Annotated in this window: 8 protein-coding genes; 3 read left to right on the plus strand and 5 right to left on the minus strand. The window is 58.0% G+C overall.

Annotated elements, in window-relative coordinates; genetic code table 11:
- Window positions 1-447 precede the first annotated feature (447 nt).
- On the plus strand, window positions 448-2427 hold the full coding sequence (locus EV286_RS30080; protein ID WP_132960926.1) for a DEAD/DEAH box helicase: 1980 nt from the start codon (window positions 448-450) through the stop codon (window positions 2425-2427).
- A 280-nt stretch (window positions 2428-2707) separates the two neighbouring features.
- Here EV286_RS30080 and dinB read toward each other — a convergent pair whose 3' ends face one another.
- The 4 genes from dinB to EV286_RS30100 all read right to left on the minus strand — a co-directional run bounded on the left by dinB (window position 2708) and on the right by EV286_RS30100 (window position 6586).
- Window positions 2708-3814 carry a DNA polymerase IV gene (dinB, locus tag EV286_RS30085; protein ID WP_165932992.1) on the minus strand — a complete coding sequence of 369 codons (1107 nt, stop codon included), beginning with the start codon at window positions 3812-3814 and terminating at the stop codon, window positions 2708-2710.
- A gap of 149 nt (window positions 3815-3963) precedes the next feature.
- Window positions 3964-4824 (minus strand): nucleotidyl transferase AbiEii/AbiGii toxin family protein, encoded by an 861-nt coding sequence (locus EV286_RS30090; RefSeq protein WP_132960927.1) that lies wholly within the window; start codon window positions 4822-4824, stop codon window positions 3964-3966.
- Entirely contained in the window at window positions 4821-5648 is an 828-nt protein-coding gene (locus tag EV286_RS30095) for a type IV toxin-antitoxin system AbiEi family antitoxin (protein WP_132526599.1), read from the minus strand. Before EV286_RS30095 ends, EV286_RS30090 begins: the two co-directional genes overlap by 4 nt.
- Before the next feature lie 674 nt (window positions 5649-6322).
- Window positions 6323-6586: a helix-turn-helix transcriptional regulator gene (locus EV286_RS30100; RefSeq protein WP_132960928.1), complete on the minus strand. Its 264-nt coding sequence runs from the start codon at window positions 6584-6586 to the stop codon at window positions 6323-6325.
- 127 nt (window positions 6587-6713) lie between these two features.
- Between EV286_RS30100 and EV286_RS30105 the strand changes: the two genes are divergently transcribed.
- Together EV286_RS30105 and EV286_RS30110 are read left to right on the plus strand one after the other, a co-directional pair.
- Entirely contained in the window at window positions 6714-7604 is an 891-nt protein-coding gene (locus EV286_RS30105; RefSeq protein ID WP_132960929.1) for a LysR family transcriptional regulator, read from the plus strand.
- Window positions 7605-7838: 234 nt separating this feature from the next.
- Window positions 7839-10724 carry a DUF4157 domain-containing protein gene (locus EV286_RS30110; RefSeq protein WP_132960930.1) on the plus strand — a complete coding sequence of 962 codons (2886 nt, stop codon included), beginning with the start codon at window positions 7839-7841 and terminating at the stop codon, window positions 10722-10724.
- Window positions 10725-11729: 1005 nt separating this feature from the next.
- On the opposite strand, the gene EV286_RS30115 is transcribed toward EV286_RS30110, so the two are convergent.
- Window positions 11730-12779, minus strand: a complete 1050-nt coding sequence (locus EV286_RS30115; protein WP_132960931.1) for a LacI family DNA-binding transcriptional regulator — start codon at window positions 12777-12779, stop codon at window positions 11730-11732.
- Window positions 12780-12868: the final 89 nt, after the last annotated feature.

Consider the following 12868-nt stretch of genomic DNA (forward strand, 5'->3'; position numbering starts at 1 on the left):
ACTACGCCCGAGGAAAGTGCTGTGCCAAAGATACCGATCGTGTTGCAGATGATCTGGGAAGAGATCCGAGGTTTCGATCTAGCCGGAGGTGACTGAAAGCTCTGACCTATTCAGCCGTGAGGCAATCTACGGCCAGCTGTTCCTCAGAACGGCTATCGGAAGCCTTTCTGGCGAGGTCCCCCTGCAGACCATTGTCACGATAACGAATTCAGTTTCGTTTATTGTGGCGAGTTGGCCAGCGTTTCGCTTGAGAAAATCCAAGGTTGTGACAACAGTGGTTGTAGATGATTTGCAGGGGGAGATAACATGATCCAGATGGCGCGTAGGGAGAGCGTGTATTCATGCGGTCTACTTTCCACCCAGGAGAATGATCCGAAGGGGTCTCGAATCTCTTCCGACCTTTTAACTTTCCGTACCGAGGTTAAAGCCCGAGGTGGTGTCTGAAGCATGTTACTGGAGGGTGCTCTAGACGGCCGCGAATGGCTGACTTCGCAAACAGCGCGCTTGATCGATTGTCTCGCCGAGGCTGTCACGACGGCAGACAGGCTAGCGCTTGTTCGCTCGATCGTTCGCTTCAAAGGCGGTCGGATGGAGCGAGCGGAATTGCCGTTGCAGATCACGGACGAAATTCTCAACTCATTGAGCCGGTTCGGTCTTGCGGTGACCGATACATCTGTTCGCCTGCTCGACGAGCGGGACAGTCGGGCGCCGAAGGGATTTTGGGCCGCCCAAGACCTCGACGTCTCGCTTCGCCGGTATCAAGAACACCTGCCGCCGGACGCACTCTTGCTCAGGCACACGCAGTATTCCGATTATCGATCCGAAGGGCAGAAGGCTGCGGTTCACTCCCTCGTCACGATGCCCAAAGGCGCATCCTTGATGGTATGCTTGCCGACAGGCTCCGGAAAGAGCCTGCTCTTCCAATTATACGCCGCCTGGATGAGGGAAGAACACCCGGGGTCTTGCGTTGTCGTTATCACGCCGACTGTTTCGCTGGCGATGGACCATGAGCGGACGCTTTCGCTGATACCAGGTCTGACAGGAAGCCGCGCTCTTGTCGGTGGGATGGATGCGGCTGCCCGAGCCGATCTGGTTGATGCATTCCGGCGCGGCGAGGTGCCGGTTCTGCTTATTTCGCCGGAGATCGCACTCGGATCCATTCGAGATCATTTGGTCGAGGCTGCGACCGACCCCGAAGAAAAGCTCGGGTCGCTTCAAGCACATCTCTCAGCCATATTTATCGATGAAGCTCATATCATAGAGAGCTGGGGGCGAACATTCCGCCCCGATTTCCAGCGCCTTCCGGGTCTCGTTGAAGAGTTGAGGTCGCGAAACGAGGATCTGCGATGCGTCCTCCTGTCTGCGACTTTGCCGCCTTCAGCACGCGACGTTCTTCGAACTTCCTATTCGTCGGCGCGAGGATGGGCAGAGGTAGATGGGGCCTCACCTCGTTCGGAGTTCGATATCGTCATTGAGGGCTATGACGACGCGCAGGCTCGCTTGCAGGCTCTCGACTTTGTCCTGGACAGGGCCCCGCGCCCGCTCATCGTCTACACGACACTCGCCGGTGATGAGGGGGAGGAAGAAAGGGGAACTCGCGATCTTCGCTTAAGTGCAGCCGAACTTTTCGGTCGCCTGAAGGACCGCGGTTATCAGCGCATCGCGCTCTTCAGCGGTGAAGTAACCTCTAATCTGGAGCGAAACCAAATCGTCCTGGACTGGGCGGCAGACAAAATCGATGTGGTCGTTGCAACATCGGCTTTCGGAATGGGCGTCGACAAGTCAAATGTTCGATCGGTCGTGCATGCTTGCCTTCCGGATAGTCCGGCCCGTTACTATCAGGAGATCGGTCGTGCGGCCCGTGACGGGCGGCAAGGCCTTGCCGTTTGTTTATTTACTGACGCGAACAAAGACAATGTAAGGGACGATGTAACCCACGCTCGATCCACTGCGACCAGTTCGTGGATCACAAGCGATGTTGCTGCCCCGCGGTGGGAAGCGATGATCCGGTCGAGTTCCAATAATCGTTGGGTTGCAGACAAACGCAGGATTTCGATCGACCTCGATGCAATGCGGCTCGGGTTAACGATTTCCAATGATCGCAATCGTCGCTGGAACATGAGCATTCTCAATCTCCTGCAGCGTGCGCGCTCGCTCGACGTTATCTCATGCTCACAGGAACCTGGACGTTTCATCTGGGACATTGAGATTCGGGAGCCAGGCCTTCTCGCGCATGATCTGGGTGAAATCTGGGACCGTGCGTTTGCGCTGCGAGATGCGGAGCAAGCCCGTGCCGGCAGAGAAGTGGTCATGTTTATCCAATCGCATCGTGTTCGCAAGACCCTTGCGTCGTCGTTCGGATCGCCCCCGGTGGCGTTTGCCGTCGCCGCGCGCCATAGCGATGAAAGGGAGTCCTTTTCAAATTGACGCCAAGCCTTTTCACCGAAAATCGCTTCGACGAACAATTCCGCCGCTTCCATAGCCGCTGCCGGCGGGTTCCAATAGTTGATGGTGACCCGATGTGTGCGCTGGTAAGCAATCGCAACGAAGCGATGCACCTCCTCCCGCAAAGCTTCGTCACTCAGGTAACCCACTCCTCCTCCCAAGGGTTGCCTGACGGAACAGCGGCACTCCTCCTCCCAGCCGTTGTTCAATTTTTTCGAAAGCCTGCCGCACCTCCTCCCGCGGCAGGCTTTTTCGTTTCCGCTTACATCCCGAAATCCAGCTGCGACTGATCCTGATCGTTATCTCCGTGACGATCCTGGGTGAGCGACGATAGCGTTACGCCCAAAAGGCGCACCGGCCGCTTGAATGGATAAACCGTCGCAAGGAGCCCGGTTGCTACCTCGAAAATCTCATTACCATTGGCAAAGGGCAGGGTGGTGGTCCTGCTGCGCGTCGCCTGCGTGAAGTCGGAGTATTTGATTTTGACGGTGACGGTCTTGCCGCTAAACGCCTTGGCTTCGCAATAACTCCAGACCTTGTCCGCCAGAGGCCTCAGCTCGCTCGTCGCGAGATCAAGATCGGTGATATCCTCGTGGAACGTATCCTCAGCACCAACCGATTTTCGGACGCGGTCCGGGCGAACCTGGCGGTTATCGACACCGCGAGCAATGCCATAAAAGTGGGGTCCGGACTTTCCGAAATGCTGCGTCAGGAAAGCCAGCGACTGCGCCTTCAGGTCCGCCCCGGTCTCAATCCCTAGCCGGTGCATCTTCTCGGCGGTCGCTGGACCGACACCATGGAATTTCTTGACCGCAAGTTCCTCCACAAAGGCCGGACCGTTCTTCGGCGTAATCACGGCCTGACCGTTGGGCTTGTTAAGGTCGGACGCCATCTTGGCCAAAAACTTGTTGTAGGAAATCCCGGCCGATGCGTTGAGACCAGTCACCGCCTTGATCTTCGCGCGAATTTCCAGCGCGATCTCCGTGGCGAAACGCATGCCCTTCAGGTTTTCCGTCACGTCGAGATAAGCTTCGTCCAGCGATAAGGGTTCGATCAATGGCGTGTATTCGGCAAAGATCTCCCGGATCTGCTGCGAGACAGCCCGGTAGACTTCGAAGCGCGGCTTTACGAAAATCAGATCCGGGCATTTGCGCGCAGCCGTGACCGACGGCATGGCGGAATGAACCCCGAACTTGCGGGCCTCATAGCTGGCGGCCGCCACCACGCCCCGGGCGGCAGCACCGCCGACGGCCAGCGGTTTGCCGCGCAGCTCCGGATTATCCCGCTGCTCGACCGAGGCATAGAAGGCATCCATGTCCACATGGATGATTTTGCGGATGGTCTCTGCTGCGGGAAAAGTATTTGTCATGTTCTTTCCGGCAGGCAAGCGACAGGTTGGTTTTCAGAACGGACGGTGAACATATCACCATTTCTACCGGTCACAAACCGTTCGTTTAGTATCCCTAACTCGCGACACTGGTCCGCCAACAGAAGGGTAGGCTCTTGCCAGATGTCGTTTCATAGCCCGAACCGTTTCCGCATTTCCCCGGCCTTCGCCCATTCTTCGCCAGGCATCCGGTCGATGAGTTCCTTCATCACCTTTGCAAAGGCGGCCTTAAGCGTTTCTTCGGTCAGAGCCTTGGCGAGATCTGTCGGAAGCAGCGGGCCCATGTCAGTGAAGAAGCCCGGATTGACGAGCTTCTGGAACATGCGCTGCTGCGCTTCGGCTCTGGAAATCGCTACCTCTCCTTTCTCAAGGTAGAGCAGAAAACACTCGACGATCCTAGCCGAGTTCAGCCCCTCGAATACTCTGAGCGCGTAGTCAAGGTCAAACAGGTCGCGGCCTTTATTGCGTTGAAGCAAAGCACGTAGCTTGGTCGCCAACATTTCTTCCCGAGAGAAGGTCGAGATTGCAGCCGTTCCGGTGAACCACGGATTTTCGACGCCAAACGGAATCTCAATGGGCCGATCGTAAGCTTCACGCTCGCGCGTGTTGATTTCGATCTTGAGTTTTATCGGACTGGGAGAAGCCTTGTCTTCGGCTTCGACAGCGTATTTGAGTTTGGGCGCAACCGGGCTTTGATCGAAACGCGGCCTGCCCAGCCACGGATCGAGAACGTCCTGCAAATGCTCTAGTAACGGGCGGATAGGACCGGCAGTCGTCCTCACAAGGTCGATGTCTTCCGAATAGCGTAGCGGCTTGGGGAAGTGCAGCTTGTTGAGCGCAGTGCCGCCGCGGAAGCGCAGTTCGTCGCGCAGGAAAGGATCGGAGAAGATGGCAACAATCGCGCGGCTGATGATGAGATCCTGCTCGACTTGCCGTTGACTTGCCCACGGCACCACACGATTCCAGGCGGTGATGTAATCCTGCGGTATCATTCGTCGATCTCTGGCGGCCGGCGAACGATTACACGCCAGTGTTCATCGCGTTCGGATGGCGGCGGCGACAAATCTGGATCTCCGGCCTGCTTGGGGTCGAGTTCCACCCATTGCAACGGCCCACGTGGAGATAGCGCTGCAAACATTGCTTCCGCTATCTGCGAGTGCCCCAGCCTCACAAGTAGATGCCCGAGGCGTTGTGCGACCGCTTTCTCGAAAGCACGCGACAGGGAAGCAAGCTTTTTCGGTTGCAACCGCTCGGCAAGTTCGGAAAGCACCGTAGCAATATTGTCCAATCCAGCCCCGGAATGCGGATAGCGTACCAGGTCGAGCGCCGTCAGTTCCGGCGAGGATAGCTTCATATATCCCGAAGGCGTTTTGCGGCCTTCGATTCCCGCCGACACCGCTCCCATATCCTTGCGGTATGAAAACACGATCCGCGTTCGCCCGGCCTCAATATCGGACAGGAGTTTGTTCGTGACGACCTGAAATACCATGGTGGCTTGGTGGGAGGCGCCATGGGCGGCGGCGGCCGTCAGCAATCCCACATAGTAGGGTCGTTTTTCGTGGCGCATCAGGGCGTCTATATACCACTCCGGCGGTGGCGCTCCCATGACGGCGTGCTGAGGGGGCACAACCACATAAAAGCCGCGACGGGGCCGGATAAGCTGGCCGCGTCGCTGCAAACGCTCGGCAGCGTCAAGGAATGCGCCACGGCTGATGCCGATCTCCTGCTGGGCTTCATCCACAGAGAAAACTCCCCGGCCCGTAGCAAGTAGACCAGAAGCGTAGGAAGACAGTGTTGGCCGACCGACTTGCATCATATCTCCTTATCCGCTTTTTGCGCGGAAAACTCAATATGATTCCATTATTGAATCATTCTCGAAAATCCGCCCTTATCGCGGAAAATTCAATATGAATCGTTAGCGCGGTCGCCACCGATGCCAGCCGCTAGGGCAGATGACCGCCGCCATTTACTCACCATTCAGATGCTTCACCTAACCCTGGTAAGTTCCAGGTGCGGCCTAACCCGTCCCCGGTCGCCGTGATTGCGGCTTTGGCGCATCCTCGCCGCGGCGGCGGCCGAGAAAATACTTGTGAGCTGATTCATTTCGTCAGTCATTGTACTCGTCGGGTTCCAGGCCTGACGATCGATGGGCTATCACCGGCTCTTAGAATCCAAATCCGGGCGACGGTGACCATCCCGTCCATTTTAGAGATAAGCTCGAACCAATCGCGACGGCAGTATGGGTTCGAGGTAGTCATTCAAAAGGTATGCCAACGGTGGCGGTAAGTCCGTCCGCTCTTGGCTACAGATCGGAGATCTGGAGCGTAACCTATCCCCGAGCTTACAAAAATTAGCACAAATATATGCTGCTTGAATGACGGGGTCGGCGGTTCGACTCCTTTCAAGAGCATCGATTGTGCGATTGCGGGGGTCGGCGGATCCATTCTCATTTAACGATAGGGATATCCCAACCAGGCCGGCGTGCCTTGTCTATTGACGAGGTTTGCGGCCTGGCTTCATTGGCGCTGGCCTGCCTTCCTCAGCCGAAGGCTCCTTGAAGAATGCTGAAACATCAACGGACAGAGCGGCCGCCAATCGGTCCAAAAGATCGATCGATGCGTTGTGTCGTCCACGTTCGATGTCGCTGACGACTGTCCTGTCGACGTCAGCATCCACTGCCAGGTTTTCCTGAGTGATATGCTGTGACGATCTCAGTTGTCTCAGGTTCCAAGCTATGCGTGCGCGAGTGTCCATAAGCCATGGCCACCATCTTGCATTGCATTAAACCATCGGATATATCCGACATATTACACCGTTTGCCCGGGATCGTGGCACGCGCTGTGTCCCGAGATGTAACTAGTCCCACTGATAGGCGGCCACCATGGAACTGCGCCAGCTTTCCTACTTCGTCGCAGTCGCCGAGGAACTGCACTTCGGTCGTGCCGCCATGCGGGTCAACATCGCCCAGCCGGCGCTCTCCAACCAGGTGCAGGCGCTCGAGCGGCACTTGGGCGTGCAGCTGTTCAACCGCTCGACTAGACGGGTGGAACTGACCAGGGCAGGGGCGGTGTTCTATGACCGCTGCGTCAGGATCCTGAGCGAGATCGATCTGTCGGCCGAGGTGACCCGCTCGGCGGCCGGCAAGAGTGTCCGCCAGATCAAGATCGGCACGGTGCATCCGGCAACCAGGAGCGTGCTGCCGGCCTTCCTTGCGAGGATCGCCCGCAAGTATCCCGATATCCGCCTGCACATCACCAGCGGCACCAGCGACGACATCATCCGCCAGCTGGAGACCGGCCGCATCAATCTCGGCTTCATCCGCCCGGTCGAGAACATCGGCACCTTGCGCTTCTTCTCGATCGCCCAGGAGCACTATCTCTTGGCTGTTGCCAGGAGTAATCCGCTGTCGAAGAGGGAGGAGATCTCGGTCGAGGACCTGAAGGACCAGAAGATCATCGCGTTTTCACGGGCGAACCTGTCCTATACCGAGCGCTACTTCACTTCGCTGTTCGACGAGCATGATCTGAGCGGCAACATCGCCTATAGCTGCGACGACACCTTCTCGCTGGTGTCGCTGGTCTCGGCCGGGCTTGGCATCGGCTTTGCGCCGGAATGGACGGCCAATCTCCCCGAGCGCAATTTCGAGCTGAAGAAGGTCAGGGGTATCGATCTGAAGATCGGGCTGGGGGTTGCCTGGAACAAGGAAGACCCGACGGCAGCCCGCGACGACATCATCGACATCGCCCGATCGCTCGCACGGCCGGGAAGGTGAGGGGAGGCGTCCGCCGTCTGCGTCCGCCGTCCAATCGTTCAACACCGCTCTCCCTGCCACATCCTGCCCTGCCGATCGTCTCCGACCTAATCGCAATCTACGACTACGCGTAAGTGCAGAAATCCACTCCATCAGTTCTCAGTGGCAATCAACACGCCGGAGGCTATCATGCGCAAAGACATACGCTGGATTAGCAATCTATCTGCCGAATGTTGCTGACGAGGAGATGCAGCCATGTTTGCTCCACCGATCAGGGCACCAAAGGCGAAGGCGGCTTCGCAATCTCCCGCGGCACGTGCTTCTAAACCGCCGCAGCAGAGGCCTGTGCGGCCTGGGTTAGGTTCAGCCGAGCAGATCCTCGCCCTCCAAAGGACTATCGGCAACCAGGCCGTACTCGGGTTGCTGGCGAAGGAGCGACAGAACCTTTCCGGGGGCACGGCTGCTGATGGTCAGCCGCAGACAGCTGATCCAAAGCGGGAAGCCAGTCCAGAGGGCGCACGACGCGCGTCGTCGGATTTCGGCAAGATCCCGTTGTTTGCGCCCAACCGACCAAGCGGACCTGAAACGCCATACCCGTTCATACAGACGAAGCTCATGATCGAGCGGTGCGAGGATCCGCTTGAGCTCGAGGCGGACCGGATCGCCAATCACGTGATGGCACGACCGGCGCAGCAGGCCGTGAGCGCCCCACCGCTATCGATCCAACGCCTCTCGACATCAGTGAGCCGCGAGATGATGGCGGCTCCTGCTAGCGTGGACCAAGTCATTGCTGGTGCCGGGCGCCCGCTGGAGCCAGCAGTGCGGCAGGACATGGAGCAGCGCTTCAACCACGACTTTTCACAAGTGCGGGTGCATGCTGGGGCGGTAGCCGAGCAATCGGCCCGGGACGTACACGCCCAGGCGTACACAGCGGCGCACAACGTTGTATTCGGTGCCGGTCGGTACGCACCGGGGACTCAGGATGGACGACGGCTGATTGCTCATGAGCTGACGCACGTCTTGCAGCAATCGGCGTCTGCGTCCTCCCCGGTCGCGATACAACGCGACGCGGACAACGACCTGACGGCTGACAGAGTCCGTGACTTGACAGAGTACGTTGCCTCGCATCCCTCACCGTACAAGCACGTGATCGAGATCATCCGTTTTTCCCAAAAGCAGGACCTCGATGACAACGTAAGTGCCGACTTCGTTGAATCGCTATCGGGGGCGCAACTCGAACACTTTGCATCCACGCCAGAAGGCCGCGAGATGTTGGACGTCCTCTATAGTGCCATGATGACGGGACGCGTCACATCTCATGAAATGGTGCAGGCGGATAGGATTGTCTATGCCAAATGGAAATTCAGTCCGGCGGAAGTCTATAAGGTTGCACAGCTAAGCGATCCGGATGCGGCACCCACTCCGATCGTCCTGACTGCACGGAAGCGCGCCGATGAGCTGAATCACCTGGCCGCAAGTAAGCGGTACAGCGACGTCATTGCGGGAGTCCGGGAGAACAGTTCCATCGAGGACGACATCGCCGCCCGCTTTCTCACCCTCCAGCACCCGGACAGGCTCGAGGCCTACGCCGCCACCGATGAGGGGCGGGTCATGCTAGATGTGCTGTATGACGCCTTGATCACGGGGGACGTGACGGAATTTGAAAGGCTTCAAGCCGATCGTATTCTCGCCGCCAAGGCCAAGACCGTCCGCGCGCCCGCTGCCGCTGATATTGCCAAGGCCGTGCGTGAGCCTGCGATTTTTCCTCTGGAAACGTCATGGGGTTCCACGGCCACCATTCGCGCCGAGCTGCTCGCAAATGCCAAGGTCAAGGTGTACTACGACTCCCGCACTGGTTTAGGGGGAAAGGAATTCGCGCGAGAACGAGCCAGCCTGTATGACCGGTACGGTGAATCCATCTATAGCGGCATCATTCTCGAGGCCGATGAGCCAGTGATCGTGAAGTTGTTCGACCAAGGCGGGTCACTAGTCACGGTCCCGGCCATCAAGCTGATCGACTTCTTCAATCAACAGAAAGAAGACACCCTTGGCAAAATCAAGACGGTGTCGGTGATGGGTGCCACCGTCGGATTGGGCGGTATAGGCGCGGGCGGCATCTTGGGATGGGCCGACACCATCGCCTTCGCGATCAATGCCGGAACGCTGTTCATCAATGCCAATCGCGACGTGATTGCCAAGACGGCGTTTGGACGACGATTCCTGGAGGCCTGGGATGTGGCCGAGGGGATGGTTGAGTACTACAACTGGGGGCGCCTTGGCGTGGATGGTCTCAAGCTGGTTCATGCGACGGTGAGTGTTCCCTTCAAACAATGGCGACAGGAAGTTGCCGCAGGCCTCACGTCGGCCGAGCGGGACACGATCGCCAAGGCCCAGCAGCAGACAGACGCGTGGCTCGATGCCGTCAAGAAGGCGGAGGCCGCGGAAGCCGCGAAAGCCGCGAAACCAGTGTCGGCCGACTCGCAGGCGAACACAGCACCGCGCGGCTCGCAATCACGAACCGGCTATTCGCAGACGCCCCCGACCAGCGAAGAGGACATTGCGGCGGCAGCAGGCAAAACCCGGCGCCGGCCCGGGCTCGACCGTGGCAAGGGCGCCCGCCCACGCTACGCCAACGATCCTGTGAGGCCGAGGGTGACGAGTGCACCCATCAAGCCGATCGAAGGCCATACCGCACAAGACGTCTTCGCCAATTACGCTGCCAAGAAGCACGTCTTTGAAGGGGACTTCAAGGGCGGGTATCACTCGACGGCGCGCGAGCCGAATACCAATGCGACTGAAGTGGGGGTCATCAAGAAACGCGCGGCACCAGGTGTCGAAAAGGCTTACAAGATAAAGGTTGAGATCCGCGGCGCGAACGGCGAAATAGTGGAGTTCACAGACGCTGCGGGAAAGGTCAAAACGTACAAAGAGTCGACCATGTTTCCGGACCATTTGACCGAACAACAGGTCATGGACGAAGTCTACGAGGTGATGGTGAAGAAGCACAAGACGGAGCCGCTTCCCCCACCAAATGCGAGAGGCATTGTGAAAATCGAGGGGGTCTCTCCACGGGGATATCACATCATCATCGAGGTCGGTATGAATGGAGAGACGCTCTTTACCTTTTATGCAAAGAAGTAAAGCGCCTGGTCGGCGAGTATGCAGAACCCTGAACTCGTGGGACAGATCATTCTTGCGGCGACCATCCGCTGAATGTCTTCGAGTGATTGCCGCTTCGTTTCCGGGCCAGTGCGTTAGATCCAAAGCCAGGCGATCGCACAGAACAAGGCGAACAGCCAGAACGTCAAAGAGCTACCGATGGCATTGACGAGCGAGAGGAAGAACTGGCTCACGAGATAGGCTGAACCCCAGTTGACAGCGGTTGCGCGCAACGGGCGACAGCAGCCCTGGCGAAATCCCGCCGCCACCGCACATCTGGCCTCGGTTCACGAGCGTGAGCTTTTGCCAATTATCCGCAAGAGGATCGCCATGAAGATTGTTCTTCGACCCGCCACCAAAGCCGACACGCCTTGCTGGCTCGAATTGGAAGAGGTCTGCATGCGTTAGTACGCAGAAGCATTGTGGGGTATTTGGCGTCCGTCCGAGGGACCAAACTTCAATGTCATAGGTCACGAGGTAGTCGAGCAGGGTAACCACGCAATCGGCTGTGTTGATCGAGCGAGGTCGGTGTGGGGTGCACCACTTCCAAATCGTTAGTCGATATGTCTGCTAAGACTCTGAGCGGTGACGTAGTCTCGGCGGTTCGAAAGCCCGATTTTGGATCGTAATGAGCGCGGTTCGTAAGGTCGCGTCGAAATCCGGCCGTTTCTGCTCTGAATTTTCGATTTTCTCGGAGAGTGCCGCGCCTTCTGCCTTGGAGATTTCCGTGAAGTTCGGCACCGGCATGATCACCTGGGGAATGTACTGACGGCGACGATGTCATGCGGAGTGATTCCGAATCTCCACGTCAGGCCGTGCTGGCAACGATATCATCAAGGGAGAATGGAGCGCTTCGATCTCTAGGGGGGCGGGCAATTGCTACCTGGCTGGCAGCTACCGCACCGCCATCCGGCGCCTAGCGGGACAGACAGGAACCCGGAGGAAGGGACGCCAATATGATTGCGGCAGTGAGATACTGTGACAATATCAAGTTCCCATCAAGGTGGTCGAACCGCGCACGACCAGCTCGCCGGATAGCCGCTTGACGATCGGTGGCTTGCCCGGTGCGCAAGAGCCTTCCTCGACCATCTGAACAACCACTCGTACCATCTCATCAACCGGCTGGCGGAAAGTGGTGAGATCATAATGGGGCCAACCGGCAATGGCGATATCGTCGAAGCCTGCAACGGCGATATCTTCAGGAACACGACAGCCGACCTGATCCTTGAGCGCGTCGATGCCGCCGATAGCAAGGATGTCATTAGCGAAGAAGATCGCATCGGTCTTCGGCGCGTTCTCTAAGACTTTCATCGCTGCCCGCCGTCCAGCATGGTAGCTATATTCGCTGCCTTCGATCTGCGTCGAGAGAAACATGCCGAGTTCGGCGACGCGGGTGATGAAGGCGTTCCGGCGCTCACGGTTCGTGCTGGTGTGGCTGAGGCCGGCGACATAGGCGACGTGACGCCGTCCGAGCGCATGGAAATGGTCGGCAACGGCCCGTGCGCCTTGCGCATTGTCACAGGCCACGCAGCTCAGATCGACATCTTCGATGATGCGGTTGATGAGGATTGCCGCCCGGCCCTCCGTCGCCCAAAGGAGGGTCTGGCCGGAGAGGATCGTCGCCGAGATGACAATGACAGCATCGACATTGTATCGGCGCAGCGCCGAAAGCTGCTCTTCGAGGTTGGAGCCCTTGGCAATATTGAAGAGAAGGCTCTGCAGTCCGATCTGCTGCAGCGCCCGCGAGAGTTTTTCGATGAGCGCCGGATAAAAGGGGTTCTGCATATCTGAGACGACGATGCCGATAATATTCGTTCGGCTCTTCGAAAGCATGCTGGCGATCGCATTCGGGTGATAATCCATTTCTGCGGCGTGCTGGCGGATTTTTTCCCGCAGATCCGGCGCGATGCTGGCTCCTGGCGTAAACGCGCGCGAGACTGCGGATTGGCTGACGCCAATCATGCGAGCAAGCTCGCGCGCCGTGATCGGCTTGCGTTTCGTGCCTTCGTCCGGCGAACCAGCCTTGCGCAGTGTCATCGTGTCGTAACCGCTTTCCTTCCGAGACGGTAAGTTTTCAGCTGTGGTATTTCAACGGATTGCGTCTCCCTGTTGATTTTGCATGCGCA

The sequence above is a fragment of the Rhizobium sp. BK251 genome (assembly GCF_004345245.1).
Taxonomy (GTDB): Bacteria; Pseudomonadota; Alphaproteobacteria; order Rhizobiales; family Rhizobiaceae; genus Rhizobium.